Here is a 13,555-nt window from a genome sequence, read left to right on the forward strand (position 1 = left end):
GATGAAATTACATTTTATTTGTGAGTAAAAACCAAAAGAGGGGCCCAGGCCCCGGAGACGATCACCCCGGATAGTCTGTCGCCACGGACTGTCCCGCCGAGCACCGGCAATGTGCGGCAGTGCCAGTGGCACCGCCCCGGCCGCAGCGGCATCCACGCTAGAGACCGATGACCAAGATTACTGCCCTGCGCGTGCTGGACGTGCGCTTCCCCACTTCGCAATCGCTGGATGGTTCGGATGCGATGAATCCAGACCCGGATTACTCCGCCGCCTACGTCATCCTCGATACCGACAATGAACAACTCAAGGGCCACGGCCTGACCTTCACCATCGGTCGTGGTAATGAGATCTGCTGTGCCGCCATCCGCGCCATGGAGCATCTGGTGGTGGGCCTGGAGCTGGAATGGATCGCCGCCGACATGGGCCGCTTCTGGCGCCACGTCACCTCCGACAGCCAGTTGCGCTGGATCGGCCCGGACAAGGGCGCCATCCACCTGGCCACCGGCGCCGTGGTCAATGCCGCCTGGGACCTGTGGGCCAAGGCGCAAGGCAAGCCGGTCTGGAAGCTGGTGGCCGACATGTCGCCGGAGGAACTGGTCCGCACCATCGATTTCCGCTACATCACCGATTGCATCACCCCCGAGGAAGCGCTGGCGCTGCTGCGCGAAAAGGAGGCCGGCAAGGCCGAGCGCCTGCGCATCCTGGAGCAAGAGGGCTATCCCTGCTACACCACCTCGGCCGGCTGGCTGGGCTATGACGATGCCAAGTTGCGCCGCCTGTGCCAGCAAGCCATCGACCAGGGCTTCAATCACGTCAAGCTCAAGGTCGGTCGTGACCTGGAAGACGACAAGCGCCGCGTGCGCATCGCCCGCGAAGTGCTGGGCCCGCAACGCAAGCTGATGATCGACGCCAACCAGGTGTGGGAAGTGGACCAGGCCATCGCCTGGGTCAATGAGCTCGCCTTCGCCCAGCCCTGGTTCATCGAAGAGCCGACCTGCCCGGATGATGTCGAAGGCCACCGCAAGATTCGCGCCGGCATCGGTGCGGTCAAGGTGGCCACCGGTGAGATGTGCCAGAACCGTGTCCTGTTCAAGCAATTCATCATGCGTGACGCCATCGACGTGGTGCAGATCGATTCCTGCCGCTTGGGTGGTGTCAATGAAATCCTGGCCGTCATGCTCATGGCCGCCAAGTATGGCAAGGTGGTCTGCCCGCACGCGGGTGGCGTGGGCCTGTGCGAATATGTCCAGCACCTGTCGATGATCGACTACCTGTGCATCTCTGGCAGCAAGGAAGGGCGCGTGACCGAGTATGTGGATCACCTGCACGAGCATTTCGTGGACCCCTGCGTGATCCGCCATGCGGCCTACATGCCGCCCAGCCTGCCGGGGTTCTCGATCGAAATGAAGCCGGCTTCACTGGAACAGTACAGATTCCGGGGCTAGGCTGCATTCCCCCACGAAAAGATGAACAAAAACGGAGACTGAAGTGGATCTGAACCTGCAAGAGAAGGTGGTCATCGTCACCGGCGGTGCCTCCGGCATCGGCGGCGCGATCAGTATGCAACTGGCCGCAGAAGGCGCCATTCCCGTGGTGTTTGCCCGCAGCGAACCGGAGCGGCAGTTCTGGTCGCGCCTGACCGCCCTGCAGCCGCGCGCGGCGTTGTTCCAGCTGGAATTGCAGGATGCGGCCCGCTGCGGCGAGGCCGTGGCGCAGACGGTGGCGCGCTTCGGTCGTCTGGATGGCCTGGTCAACAATGCCGGCGTCAACGACAGCGTGGGGCTGGACGCCGGGCGCGATGAATTCGTCGCCTCGCTGGAACGCAACCTGATCCATTACTACGTGATGGCGCATTACTGCGTGCCGCACCTGAAGGCCACGCGCGGCGCCATCCTCAATGTCTCTTCCAAGACCGCGCTCACCGGCCAAGGCAATACCAGCGGCTATTGCGCCTCCAAGGGCGCGCAACTGTCGCTGACCCGCGAATGGGCGGCGGCCTTGCGCGACGATGGCGTGCGCGTCAATGCGCTGATCCCGGCCGAGGTGATGACGCCGCTCTACGAAAAATGGATCGCCACCTTCGAGCATCCCCAGGAAAAGCTCGACGCCATCACCAGCAAGATTCCGCTGGGCAAGCGTTTCACCACCTCCGAGGAAATGGCCGACATGGCGGTGTTCCTGCTCTCGGGCCGCTCCTCGCATACCACCGGGCAATGGGTGTTCGTCGATGGGGGCTATACCCATCTCGACCGCGCCCTGACCTGAGGCCATCATGCGTACCGTGCTGGCCCTGGACCTGAAGGACGATCCCGCCTTGATCGCCGAGTATGAGCAGTACCACCAGCGCATCTGGCCCGAGATCGCCCAGCATCTGCGACGGCATGGCGTGATCGAGATGGAAATCTACCGCCTGGGTACGCGCATGATGATGGTGATGCAGACCGATGACGCCCTCTACGATGCCGCAGCGATGGCAGCGGCCAGCCAGAGTGACCCCCACGTCTGCGAATGGGAAGCCCTGATGTGGCGTTTCCAGGCGGCTACACCGTGGACCCCGGCCGGGCAGAAGTGGGTGCCGATGACGCGCATCTTCGATCTGTCAGCGCAGCAAGATTAAGTTTTCAACCAGCAGAAAATAAGTTTTTGTGAACCGCTTTCTAAGTTTTTCGCCAGGCTGTACAGTGGCCGGTGAGCGGCAAGCAAGCAGGGAAAGCAGGCAATAAAAGCAGGCAATAGAAGCAGGCAATAGAAGCAGCAAGGTAGTCATGCAGCGACCGCAGAGTCGCGCACACGATGGCCATATGGACCTCCGGGCTATAGGCCGGCAATGCATCCGCATCCGAGGTGAGTATGCAACAAGACCAAGAGACACAAGCCAAGGCAGCCGCGTCAGCCCCCCCGCTGATTGCGCTGCGCAACGTCAGCAAGCGCTTTCCCGGTGTGCTGGCGCTGGACAATTGCCAGTTCGAGCTGGCCGCCGGTGAGGTACACGCCCTGATGGGCGAGAACGGTGCCGGCAAATCGACCTTGATGAAGATCCTGTCCGGGGTCTACCAGCGCGACAGCGGCGACATCCTGCTCGATGGCAAGCCGGTGGAGATCGGCGAGCCGCGCCAGGCCCAGGCGCTGGGCATCGGTATCATCCATCAGGAACTGAACCTGATGAACCACCTGTCCGCCGCGCAAAACATCTTCATCGGCCGCGAGCCGCGCAAGGGCTTTGGCCTGATCATCGATGAAGACCAGTTGAACCGTCAGGCCGCCGCCATCTTCGAGCGTATGCGCCTGGACATGGACCCGCGCACCCCGGTGGGCGAGCTGACCGTAGCGCGCCAGCAGATGGTGGAAATCGCCAAGGCCTTGTCCTTCGATTCGCGCGTGCTGATCATGGATGAACCCACCGCTGCGCTCAATAACGCCGAGATCGCCGAGCTGTTTCGCATCATCCGCGACCTGCAGGCGCAGGGCGTGGGCATCGTCTACATCTCGCACAAGATGGATGAGCTGCGCCAGATCGCCGATCGTGTCAGCGTCATGCGCGATGGCAAGTACATCGCCACCGTTCCCATGCAAGGCACCTCCATGGACACCATCATTTCCATGATGGTGGGCCGGGCTCTCGATGGCGAGCAGCGGACCCCGCCCGATACCTCCCGCAACGAAGTGGTGCTGGAGGTGCGTGGCCTGAACCGTGGTCGCGCCATCCGCGATGTCAGCTTCCAGTTGCGCCGCGGAGAGATACTCGGTTTCGCCGGTCTCATGGGGGCGGGCCGCACCGAAGTGGCGCGTGCCATCTTCGGCGCCGATCCGCTGGACTCGGGCGAGATCTTCATCCATGGCGGCAAGGCGGTGATCCGCCAGCCGGCCGATGCGGTGGCGCATGGCATCGGCTACCTCTCGGAAGACCGCAAGCACTTCGGGCTGGCCGTGGGCATGGATGTGCAGGCCAATATCGCGCTCTCCAGCATGGGGCGTTTCACCCGGGCCGGTTTCATGGACCAGCGCGCCATGCGCGAAGTGGCCCAGGCTTACGTGCGGCAACTGGCCATCAAGACGCCTTCGGTGGAACAGCAGGCAAGGCTGTTGTCAGGGGGGAACCAGCAAAAGATCGTGATTGCCAAGTGGCTGCTGCGCGATTGCGACATCCTGTTCTTCGACGAACCCACGCGTGGCATCGACATCGGCGCCAAGAGCGAGATCTATAAGCTGCTCGACGCCCTGGCCGAACAGGGCAAGGCCATCGTGATGATTTCGTCGGAGTTGCCCGAGGTGCTGCGCATGAGTCATCGCATCCTGGTCATGTGCGAAGGGCGCGTGACCGGTGAACTCGCGCGCGCCGACGCCACCCAGGAAAACATCATGCAACTGGCCACGCAACGTGAGTCGGCCGTGGCCTGAAGGCCATTACGACCAGGCCACTACAGGCCACCACCAGCGCGACCTACCAAGAGAGACAAGACCCATCATGGCAAACAACATCCACTCCGCCTCGCCCGCATCCACCATGGTCAATCCCGCTTCCCCCTCGGGCCTGCGCGCCCGCTTGTTCAACCCGGCCGCCCGCCAGAAGCTGCTGGCCTTTGCCAGCCTGTTGCTGCTGATCGTGTTCTTCAGCTTCGCCTCGCCTAACTTCATGGAGGTCGACAACCTGGTCAGCATCCTGCAATCGACCGCCGTCAATGGCGTGCTGGCCATCGCCTGCACCTACGTCATCATCACCTCCGGCATCGATCTGTCGGTGGGTACCATGATGACCTTCTGCGCCGTCATGGCCGGGGTGGTGCTGACCAACTGGGGGCTGCCGCTGCCGCTGGGCATTGCTGCGGCCATCTTCTTCGGTGCGCTTTCGGGCTGGGTCTCGGGCATGGTCATTGCCAAGCTCAAGGTGCCGCCCTTCATTGCCACGCTGGGTATGATGATGCTGTTGAAGGGCCTGTCGCTGGTGATCTCCGGCACTCGCCCGATCTACTTCAACGATACCGAGGGCTTCTCGGCGATTGCCCAGGATTCCCTGATCGGCGACCTGATCCCCTCGCTGCCGATTCCCAATGCGGTGCTGATCCTGTTCCTGGTGGCCATCGGTGCTTCCATCATCCTCAACAAGACTGTCTTCGGCCGCTATACCTTCGCCCTGGGCAGCAATGAAGAAGCGTTGCGCCTGTCGGGTGTGAAGGTGGATTTCTGGAAGGTGGCGGTTTATACCTTCTCCGGTGCCATCTGCGGCATCGCCGGCCTCATCATCGCCTCCCGCCTGAACTCGGCGCAGCCGGCGCTGGGCCAGGGCTATGAACTGGACGCGATTGCCGCGGTAGTTATCGGTGGCACCTCGCTTTCGGGTGGCACCGGCACCATCCTCGGTACCATCATCGGCGCCTTCATCATGAGCGTGCTGGTCAATGGTTTGCGTATCATGTCGGTTGCCCAGGAATGGCAGACCGTGGTTACCGGCGTGATCATCATCCTGGCGGTGTATCTGGACATCCTGCGCCGCCGTCGCCGCGCCTGATTGCGTATCGCCTGCTTGGTATTGGTTTTTTCGTCGCAATGCAAGCCCCGCCGCAGACGCCACTGCGGCACTCCATCATCGAAAACAAAAGGAGACTTACCGTGTTCAAGAACAAGTTACTGGCCGCAGCCCTGGGTCTGAGCTTCGCAGTCGGCACTTCGGCCGTACAGGCGCAGGAAGTGTATGTGCCGCTGATTTCCAAGGGCTTCCAGCACCAGTTCTGGCAAGCCGTCAAAGCCGGCGCCGACCAGGCCGGAAAGGATCTGAAAGTGAAGGTCAGCTTCGAAGGCCCGGAAACCGAAGCCATGGTCGACAAGCAGATCGACATGCTCTCCGCCGCCCTGGCCAAGAAGCCGCAGGCCATCGGCTTTGCCGCCCTGGACAGCAAGGCCGCCATTCCCCTGCTGAAGAAGGCGCAAGCCGCCAAGATTCCGGTGGTCGCCTTCGACTCGGGCGTCGATAGTGACATCCCGGTCACCACTGCCACCACCGACAACCGCGCCGCTGCCGCGCTGGCGGCCGACAAGATGGCCGAGCTGATCGGCAAGGAAGGCGAAGTCGCCGTGGTCGCCCACGACCAGACCAGCCGCACCGGCGTGGACCGTCGCGATGGCTTCCTGGAACGCATCAAGGCCAACTATCCGAAGATCAAGGTGGTCAGCGTCCAATACGGCGCCGGCGACCAGTTGAAGTCCACTGAAGTGACCAAGTCCATCCTGCAGGCCTATCCCAAGATCAAGGGCATCTTCGGTACCAATGAAGGCTCGGCCATCGGCGTGGTCAATGGTGTCAGGGAAATGAAGCGCAAGATCATCATCATCGGCTATGACTCCGGCAAGCAGCAGAAGGATGCCATCCGCGAAGGCGTGATGGCCGGCGCCATCACCCAGAACCCGGTGGGCATCGGCTACAAGACCGTGGAAGCGGCGGTCAAGGCGATCAAGGGCGAGAAGTTGCCCAAGGTCATCGATACCGGTTTCTACTGGTACGACAAGAGCAACATCGACGATCCCAAGATCGCCGCCGTGCTCTACGACTGATCCGGTATTGCGGTTTCCCCAGCCCTGGCTGCGGGAAACCGTGGGCGTCGTCGGACGCGCCTGAGTCTAAGTTTTCCGGTTCCGGTGTCTAAGTTTTCGTCTCGAAAAAACTAAGCAATTCCGGTAACGCCTCCCTCCCTACATTCCCCCTGAGACCGCATCATGAAGCCCCTTCGCATCGACGCCCACCAGCATTTCTGGCGCTATCGCGCCGAGGATTATCCCTGGATAGGCCAGGGCATGGAGCTGCTGGCCTGCGACCGTTTGCCGGGGCAGTTGCATCCCTTGCTGGCCGCCGAAGGCCTGCACGCTTCGATTGCCGTGCAGGCACGCGCCGGGCGCGAAGAGACCGGTTTCTTGCTGGACCTGGCGCGCGGTGACCGGCGTATTGCCGGGGTGGTGGGATGGGAAGACCTGTCCTCGCCGCACCTGGCCGCCAACGTGGCGCAGTGGGGACGCGACAAGCTGCTGGGCTTTCGTCACCAGGTCCAGGATGAAGCCGATGTCACCGCCTTCATCGAGGCGCCGGCCTTCAATGCCGGCATCAAGTGGCTGCAACAGCAGGGGCTGGTCTATGACGTCTTGATCTATGCCCGGCAGATGCCGGAAGTGCAGGCCTTCTGCGCCCGCCATGACCGCCACTGGCTGGTGCTGGACCACCTGGGCAAGCCGGCCCTGGCCGAGTTCGGGCGCGGCGAGGTGGTGTTTGATGCATGGAAGCGCCAGTTGCGCGCACTGGCGGCCATGCCGCATGTGGCCTGCAAGCTCTCGGGCCTGGTCACCGAGGCCGACTGGCTGCGCGGTCTGCGCAAGAAGGATTACGACAACATCGTGTTGTGCCTGGATACCGCCCTGGAAGCCTTCGGTCCAGAGCGCCTCATGTTCGGCTCGGACTGGCCGGTGTGCCTGCTGGCGGCGTCCTATGCCACCGTGACGGGCGTGGTGCGGGAGTGGGCTGCCACGCGGCTGTCGGAACAGGAACAGGAGCAGGTGTGGGGAGCGACGGCGGCGCGCTGCTACGCGCTGGCCTGAACCCTAGCGCGTAAAGCCGTTGAAGGCCACGTGCAGCATGTACTTCACGATCTCTTCATTGTTCATCTTGCTGAACTTTTGCAGGTAATCCACCGCCGGGTCACAGGTGCGTGCGTAATAGCTGTACAACACCACATCACTGGGCAGCTCCGCATCGAGCTCGCCGTTCTTCTGCGCATCCTTGACCAGCTTTTCCAGTTGCCCGTTGAGCTTCAAGACGCGCATGACGTACTTGACGTTGCGCATCAACATCTCGCGCACATGCGCGCTGGTGGAGGGCAGGAAGGGTAGCCCCCCTTCCAGCCGCACCCGCAGCGCCCATTCCAGCATCGCTTCGAGCTTGCCGCGCGGGCTGGCGATGTGATCCAGCTGCGCCAGCTGGTCGATGGCGCCGTCGATCAGACGCAGCATGGTCTCGCCGATCAATTCTTCCTTGGACTTGAAGTGCTTGTACAGGCTGGGTTTGGAAATGCCCACCGCACCGGCCACGTCGTCCATGGTCATCAGGTCATAGCCCTTGCTGCCCAGTACCGACGTGGCCGCATCCAGGATGGCGTTCTCCCGTAATTTGAAGGCTTGGTCCTTAAAGCTCAGTTTGCCGAAAATACTCATTGGTAGTTTAAGTTACTAATTGGTAGATTTTATTTTTCTTTGGTAGTAATCTTAGCACCTAAATGGCAGATGAGTCGCAAATAAGCGCTGCCCAGGGCCATCACGGCAGAACTTCAATAACAAATAACAAATAACAAAGACATAGGCGGGCAAGTTTTCATGATTCCAAGTGCACAAGCCAACGCTCAGGCAGCAGGACAGCGCATCGCCGTCATCGGCGCCGGCATTTCCGGCCTGGCCAGTGCCTACCTGCTGGCGCGCCGGCACCAGGTAGTGCTCTACGAGGCCGCGCCTACCCTGGGCGGGCACGCCAATACGGTCGATATCGCGCCGCAGGGCGTGCCGTTTGCGGTCGATACGGGTTTCCTGGTCTTCAATGACTGGACCTATCCCAACTTGATCGCCTTGTTCGACGAGCTGAAGGTGGATACCTACGACACCGACATGTCCTTCGGTGTCTCCATGGATGAGGGCGCCTTCGAATGGGCGGGCACCAATCTGGATACCGTCTTCGCCCAGCGCAAGCGGCTGCTGCAGCCTGCCTTCCTGGGTATGCTGCGCGATATCCTGCGCTTCAACCGCGCCGCCCATGCCAACCTCGCCGCCTGCCAGGCACGCCCGGTGAGCCTGCGCCAGCTGTTGCAGGAGGGCGGCTATGGCGCCCTGTTCAGCGATGCCTACCTGATTCCCATGGCGGCGGCCATCTGGTCCAGTTCACCCTCGGACATCCTGGATTTCCCGGCGGCGACCTTCCTGCGCTTCTGCATCAACCATGGCCTGCTGCAGGTCAACCACCGCCCGCGCTGGCGCACCGTGCGCGGTGGTTCGCGTGAGTACGTGCGACGCATCGCCGCCACCCTCGACGATGTGCGCCTGGGCAGCCGTTTGAGCAGCGTTACCCGCAACCAGCAGGGCGTGCTGGTGCGCAGCGCCGGCCCCGCGCCGCGCGAGGAACAGTTCGATGCGGTGGTCTTCGCCACCCACGCGCCGCAGACCCTGGCGCTGTTGCAGGATGCCACCATCGAAGAACACCAGGTGCTGGCGGCGGTGCGCTACCAGGCCAATACCGCCTGGCTGCACAGCGACCTGTCCCTGATGCCGCGCCTGGACAAGGTATGGTCGGCCTGGAACTACCTGGGCTCGCGCCACAGCGATGGCCGCCGCGCCGTGTGCGTGAGCTATTGGCTCAACCGCCTGCAGGACTTGCCCTGTCAGAGCGAGGTCATCCTCACGCTCAACCCGCCGCAGCCACCCAATCCGGCCAGCGTGATGGGGCGTTTCGATTATGAACATCCGGTCTTCGACCAGGCCGCCATCGACGCCCAGCAGCGCCTGCCGCAGATCCAGGGCCGGCAGCGCGCCTGGTTCGCCGGCGCCTGGACCGGCTATGGCTTCCATGAAGATGGCCTGAAGTCGGCACTGCGCGTGGTGCAGGACTTCGGGGTGATGCCGGATTGGGCAACGATATGAACATGTCTTCCGCGTCCCGTACCGAGGCCCCGGCCCTGCTGCTCTCCGGGCAGGTGATGCACCAGCGCCTGCGCCCGGTAGTGCACAAATTTGTCTACCCGGTATTTTGCGTGCGGCTCGACCTGGCGCGCCTGGCCGAGGCCAACAATGCCTGGTTCGGCGTGGATCGGCGTCGCCTGATGTGCGTGCGCACCCGCGACTACGGCCCGCGTGACGGCAGTGATCTATCGCGCTGGGTACGCACGCATCTGCAGCAGGCCGGCCTGCCGCAGGATGGCGCGATCTGGTTGCAGACCTTCCCGCGCTTGTTCGGCTTCGTCTTCAATCCGGTCAGCTTCTTCCTGTGCCACGACCGCGAAGGGGCCTTGCGCGCCGTACTGGCCGAGGTCAACAATACCTTCGGCCAGACCCAGCACTACCTGCTGTGTGCGCCCGATCAAGGCGCGATCGGCGAACACACGCGGTTGGTCTGCAACAAGCTGATGCACGTCTCGCCGTTCTGCGAGGTGCGCGGTTTCTATCGTTTCCGGTTTCGCGACCAGGTGCGGCGTGACGCTACGCGCGCCGACACCGCCTTCGTCGGCATCGACTACTACGACCACGGCCATCCGGCCGAGGCGATGCAGCCTCAGCAACCCCAGCAACCTCTGATACGTACCGCCATCGGCGGCCACCTGCACCCGCTCACAGCCGCCTCCGCCTTTGCCGCGCTGTGCGCCCAGCCTCTGCTCACGCTGGGCGTGGTCGCCCGCATTCACTGGCAAGCCTTGCTGCTGTGGCGCAAGCGCGTGCCCTGGTTCAGCAAGCCCGCGCGTGCAGCCGCCGCAGGGACCACTTCTGGAAAGGAAACCCTCTCGTGAACCGCAGCCCCGCATTGCAGAGCACCGGCCGTCGCGCCGGTCCGATTTCGGCGCGCCTGTTCCTGGCGATGCTAGAACGCCTCGACCATGGCCACCTGGAACTGATCACGCCGCATGGCACCACGCTGACCTTTGGCGACCTGCGCCAGCCGCCCAGTGCGCAATTACGCATCCTCGATTGGCGTGCCTGCGGCGCCATCCTGCGCGCCGGTGACATCGGCTTTGGCGAAGCCTACGGCCATGGCTGGGTCGAGACCCCCGACCTGGCGGCTTTGCTGCGTCTGGCCATGCGCAACCGCCGTGCGCTCTCCAGCGCCGTCGAGGGCGGGCGCCTGGCCTCCTGGTGGTATCGCCTGCGCCATCTGCTGCGCTCCAATACGCGCAGCGGCAGCCGCCGCAATATCCATGCGCACTATGACCTGGGTAATGATTTCTATGCCCTGTGGCTGGACCCGAGCATGACCTATTCCAGCGCCATCTTCAGCCATCCCGGCCAGAGCCTGGCCGCGGCGCAGGCGGCCAAGTACCAGCGCATCGTCGACCAACTGGGCTTGCAGGCGGGCGACCGGGTGCTGGAGATCGGCTGCGGCTGGGGCGGCTTTGCCGAACATGCGGCGCGCCTGGGCATCCGCGTGCATGGCGTGACCATCTCGCCATCGCAACTGGCCTTCGGTCAGCAGCGCATGAAGCGCCAGCAACTGGATCACCTGGCGCACCTGGAACTGTGTGACTACCGCGACCTGGATGGGCAGTACGATGCCATCGTCTCCATCGAGATGTTCGAAGCCGTGGGTGAGCGCTTCTGGCAAACCTATTTCGATACCGTCGCCGCTCGCCTCAAGCCCGGTGGTCGCGCGCTGATTCAATCGATCACCATCGATGAAGCGGTGTTCGAACGCTACCGCGACAGCGCCGATTTCATCCGCGAATTCATCTTCCCCGGTGGCATGTTGCCCAGCCACGAACGCTTCTCGCGCGGCGCCCAGCGTGCTGGTCTGGCCACCCGCGAGCGTTTCCATTTCGGCCGCGACTATGCCGAAACCCTGCGCCGCTGGAACGAGACCTTCCAGGCCCAACGCGAGAGCGTCGCCGCCCAGGGTTTCGATGAACGCTTCCGTCGCCTGTGGCAACTGTATTACGTGTTTTGCGAAGTCGGCTTCGACGAAGGCCAGACTGATGTGGTGCAATTCCTCTTGCAGAAGGAGTGAGTCATGCAGACCCATCTGAGGTACCTGTGGCGCTGGCTGGCCCTGGCCCTGCTGGCGGTAGCACTGGGTGGCTGCGCCTCGCAGCAATTGTCCGACTACGCCAGCAAGACGCCGCTGTTCGACCCGGCCATCTTCTTCCAGGGCAAGACCGAGGCCTGGGGCATGTTCCAGAAGCGCGGCGGCGAAGTGGCGCGGCGCTTCCACGTGGTGGTCACCGGGACGGTGGAAGGCAATACCCTGACGCTGGACGAACGCTTCCGCTACGACGATGGCCAGACCCAGACCCGCATCTGGACCCTGGTGCGCCAGAGCGACAATAGCTGGCGCGGCCGTGCCGGCGACGTCATCGGCGAAGCCATCGGCCAGACCGCCGGCAATGCGCTGCACTGGAATTACACCCTGCTGCTGCCGGTCGATGACAAGCAATACGAAGTCCAGATGGATGACTGGATGTACCAGATGGATGAGCACACTCTCATCAACCGCACCAGCATGAGCAAGTTCGGGGTGGAAGTGGGGCAGGTCACGCTGTTCTTCCGCAAGGAGGGTGTATGAACATCCATGCCAAGTCATTGCCCAAGCAAGCCGCCCAGCCAGGCGCACCGGCCTCGCGAGCGGCCGTGCTGTTCGGTCCGATGAATCAACCTGTGAGTGACCTGCGCGGCCTGCGCATCTGGCTGGTGGGCGCCTCCAGCGGCATCGGCGCCGAGCTGGCCCGTCAGGCGCTGGCCGCCGGTGCACGCGTGGCGCTGTCGGCACGCCGGGCCGATGCCCTGCAAGAGATCGCTGCCGGGCACCAGGATGCCTTCATCGCCCCGCTGGACGTGCTCTGCCACGACGCCTGGCGCGACCAGCACGCCCGCGTCGTGGCAGCCTTCGGCGGCATCGATCTGCTGGTGTTCTGTGTGGCCAAGTATCGTCCCGAACGTAGTTGGGAAGTTCAGGAAGACGAAGCCGAGCACACCATCCGCACCAACCTCGCCAGTGTCTATTCGGCGCTGGGCGCGGCCTTGCCCGACATGCTGGCGCGCGGCAGCGGCGGGATCGCCCTGGTGGCCAGCGTAGCCGGCTATGTCGGCTTGCCGGGGGCCTCCGTGTATGGACCGGGCAAGGCGGCGTTGATCAACCTGGCGGAAATTCTTTACAGCGATCTGCGGCCCAAGGGTTTGAATGTGTATCTGGTCAATCCCGGCTTCGTCAAGACCGAGCTGACCGACAAGAACGACTTCGCCATGCCGGCCATGCAGACCCCGCAACAGGCTGCCAGCGCCATCTGGCGCGGCATTGCCGAGGGCCGCTTCGAAATCCATTTCCCGCTGCGCTTCACGGCCTGGCTCAAGCTCTTGCGTTTGCTGCCGTTCCGCCTGCGCTTCCTGCTGTTTCAGCGCTTCCTGCTCAATTGACCATGCAGAATCTGGACCGACTGTTGCAGTGGTATGGCACGCTGGACCGCGCCAGCCTGGAACGCATTGGCGAATTTTATTCGCCCGAGGCATTGTTCAAGGATCCCTTCAACGACATCAAGGGCATCCGCTCCATCCGCGCCATCTTCGAACACATGTTCGAGGCCACCGATGCGCCGCGTTTCATCATCCTGGAGCGCATGGGGCAGGGCCAGCAGGCCTTTGCCACCTGGCGTTTCGAGTTCGGCTTGAGGGGACGTTGCTATACCGTGCTGGGGGCCACGCATTTGCGCTTCGATGCCGCGGGCCTTGTCACCGAGCATCGTGATTACTGGGATGCTGCCGAAGAGCTGTGGCAGAAGCTGCCGGTCATCGGCGGGCCGGTGAAGTGGTTGCGCGGGAAATTCCGGGCTACATCCTAGCG

Annotated in this window: 14 protein-coding genes; 13 read left to right on the forward strand and 1 reads right to left on the reverse strand. The window is 63.1% G+C overall.

Annotation, left to right across the window (positions count from 1 at the left end):
- The first annotated feature begins 167 nt into the window (after nucleotides 1-167).
- From RC54_RS04590 to RC54_RS04620, 7 genes are all read left to right on the forward strand, one after another.
- A complete protein-coding gene (locus RC54_RS04590; protein WP_061788868.1) occupies nucleotides 168-1,445 on the forward strand; it encodes an L-fuconate dehydratase in 1,278 nt (425 codons plus the stop codon).
- A gap of 43 nt (nucleotides 1,446-1,488) precedes the next feature.
- Nucleotides 1,489-2,265, forward strand: a complete 777-nt coding sequence (locus RC54_RS04595) for an SDR family oxidoreductase (RefSeq protein ID WP_061788869.1) — start codon at nucleotides 1,489-1,491, stop codon at nucleotides 2,263-2,265.
- A gap of 7 nt (nucleotides 2,266-2,272) precedes the next feature.
- Entirely contained in the window at nucleotides 2,273-2,617 is a 345-nt protein-coding gene (locus RC54_RS04600) for an L-rhamnose mutarotase (RefSeq protein WP_061788870.1), read from the forward strand.
- A gap of 233 nt (nucleotides 2,618-2,850) precedes the next feature.
- The gene (locus tag RC54_RS04605; RefSeq protein WP_061788871.1) at nucleotides 2,851-4,398 is read left to right on the forward strand and encodes a sugar ABC transporter ATP-binding protein; all 1,548 of its coding nucleotides are present in this window, start codon (nucleotides 2,851-2,853) and stop codon (nucleotides 4,396-4,398) included.
- Between the two features lie 106 nt (nucleotides 4,399-4,504).
- Complete coding sequence (locus tag RC54_RS04610) at nucleotides 4,505-5,506, forward strand: ABC transporter permease (protein ID WP_373281434.1); 1,002 nt, start codon at nucleotides 4,505-4,507, stop codon at nucleotides 5,504-5,506.
- Between the two features lie 101 nt (nucleotides 5,507-5,607).
- Complete coding sequence (locus RC54_RS04615; protein ID WP_058894393.1) at nucleotides 5,608-6,546, forward strand: ABC transporter substrate-binding protein; 939 nt, start codon at nucleotides 5,608-5,610, stop codon at nucleotides 6,544-6,546.
- Nucleotides 6,547-6,708: 162 nt separating this feature from the next.
- Nucleotides 6,709-7,578 carry an L-fucono-1,5-lactonase gene (locus tag RC54_RS04620; RefSeq protein WP_061788873.1) on the forward strand — a complete coding sequence of 290 codons (870 nt, stop codon included), beginning with the start codon at nucleotides 6,709-6,711 and terminating at the stop codon, nucleotides 7,576-7,578.
- Nucleotides 7,579-7,581: 3 nt separating this feature from the next.
- On the opposite strand, the gene RC54_RS04625 is transcribed toward RC54_RS04620, so the two are convergent.
- The gene (locus tag RC54_RS04625) at nucleotides 7,582-8,190 is read right to left on the reverse strand and encodes a TetR/AcrR family transcriptional regulator (protein ID WP_017451246.1); all 609 of its coding nucleotides are present in this window, start codon (nucleotides 8,188-8,190) and stop codon (nucleotides 7,582-7,584) included.
- 159 nt (nucleotides 8,191-8,349) lie between these two features.
- Here RC54_RS04625 and RC54_RS04630 point away from each other — a divergent pair, with 159 nt between their 5' ends.
- Genes RC54_RS04630 through RC54_RS04655 form a run of 6 tightly spaced genes read left to right on the forward strand, consistent with a single transcriptional unit; the run spans nucleotide 8,350 to nucleotide 13,553 of the window.
- Nucleotides 8,350-9,660, forward strand: a complete 1,311-nt coding sequence (locus tag RC54_RS04630; RefSeq protein WP_061788874.1) for an NAD(P)/FAD-dependent oxidoreductase — start codon at nucleotides 8,350-8,352, stop codon at nucleotides 9,658-9,660.
- On the forward strand, nucleotides 9,657-10,520 hold the full coding sequence (locus RC54_RS04635) for a DUF1365 domain-containing protein (RefSeq protein ID WP_058894396.1): 864 nt from the start codon (nucleotides 9,657-9,659) through the stop codon (nucleotides 10,518-10,520). Before RC54_RS04630 ends, RC54_RS04635 begins: the two co-directional genes overlap by 4 nt.
- On the forward strand, nucleotides 10,517-11,728 hold the full coding sequence (locus RC54_RS04640; protein ID WP_017451243.1) for an SAM-dependent methyltransferase: 1,212 nt from the start codon (nucleotides 10,517-10,519) through the stop codon (nucleotides 11,726-11,728). The genes RC54_RS04635 and RC54_RS04640 overlap by 4 nt, the downstream gene beginning before the upstream one ends.
- A gap of 3 nt (nucleotides 11,729-11,731) precedes the next feature.
- Nucleotides 11,732-12,283, forward strand: coding sequence for a DUF3833 domain-containing protein (locus tag RC54_RS04645; RefSeq protein WP_061788875.1), 552 nt, complete (start codon nucleotides 11,732-11,734; stop codon nucleotides 12,281-12,283).
- Nucleotides 12,280-13,131 (forward strand): SDR family NAD(P)-dependent oxidoreductase, encoded by an 852-nt coding sequence (locus tag RC54_RS04650; protein ID WP_058894398.1) that lies wholly within the window; start codon nucleotides 12,280-12,282, stop codon nucleotides 13,129-13,131. The genes RC54_RS04645 and RC54_RS04650 overlap by 4 nt, the downstream gene beginning before the upstream one ends.
- A 2-nt stretch (nucleotides 13,132-13,133) precedes the next feature.
- Nucleotides 13,134-13,553, forward strand: a complete 420-nt coding sequence (locus tag RC54_RS04655) for a nuclear transport factor 2 family protein (protein WP_061788876.1) — start codon at nucleotides 13,134-13,136, stop codon at nucleotides 13,551-13,553.
- The last annotated feature ends 2 nt before the right edge of the window (nucleotides 13,554-13,555 follow it).

The sequence above is a fragment of the Herbaspirillum rubrisubalbicans genome (assembly GCF_003719195.1).
GTDB lineage: Bacteria > Pseudomonadota > Gammaproteobacteria > Burkholderiales > Burkholderiaceae_D > Herbaspirillum > Herbaspirillum rubrisubalbicans.

Excerpts from the sequence above, each read along its gene's own strand:
- RC54_RS04655 (WP_061788876.1), top strand. The coding sequence starts at position 13,134 with ATGCAGAATCTGGACCGACTGTTGCAGTGGTATGGCACGCTGGACCGC.
- RC54_RS04620 (WP_061788873.1), top strand. The coding sequence starts at position 6,709 with ATGAAGCCCCTTCGCATCGACGCCCACCAGCATTTCTGGCGCTATCGC.
- RC54_RS04650 (WP_058894398.1), top strand. The coding sequence starts at position 12,280 with ATGAACATCCATGCCAAGTCATTGCCCAAGCAAGCCGCCCAGCCAGGC.
- RC54_RS04630 (WP_061788874.1), top strand. The coding sequence starts at position 8,350 with ATGATTCCAAGTGCACAAGCCAACGCTCAGGCAGCAGGACAGCGCATC.
- RC54_RS04605 (WP_061788871.1), top strand. The coding sequence starts at position 2,851 with ATGCAACAAGACCAAGAGACACAAGCCAAGGCAGCCGCGTCAGCCCCC.
- RC54_RS04610 (WP_373281434.1), top strand. The coding sequence starts at position 4,505 with ATGGTCAATCCCGCTTCCCCCTCGGGCCTGCGCGCCCGCTTGTTCAAC.
- RC54_RS04625 (WP_017451246.1), bottom strand. The coding sequence starts at position 8,190 with ATGAGTATTTTCGGCAAACTGAGCTTTAAGGACCAAGCCTTCAAATTA.
- RC54_RS04635 (WP_058894396.1), top strand. The coding sequence starts at position 9,657 with ATGAACATGTCTTCCGCGTCCCGTACCGAGGCCCCGGCCCTGCTGCTC.
- RC54_RS04600 (WP_061788870.1), top strand. The coding sequence starts at position 2,273 with ATGCGTACCGTGCTGGCCCTGGACCTGAAGGACGATCCCGCCTTGATC.
- RC54_RS04590 (WP_061788868.1), top strand. The coding sequence starts at position 168 with ATGACCAAGATTACTGCCCTGCGCGTGCTGGACGTGCGCTTCCCCACT.
- RC54_RS04645 (WP_061788875.1), top strand. The coding sequence starts at position 11,732 with ATGCAGACCCATCTGAGGTACCTGTGGCGCTGGCTGGCCCTGGCCCTG.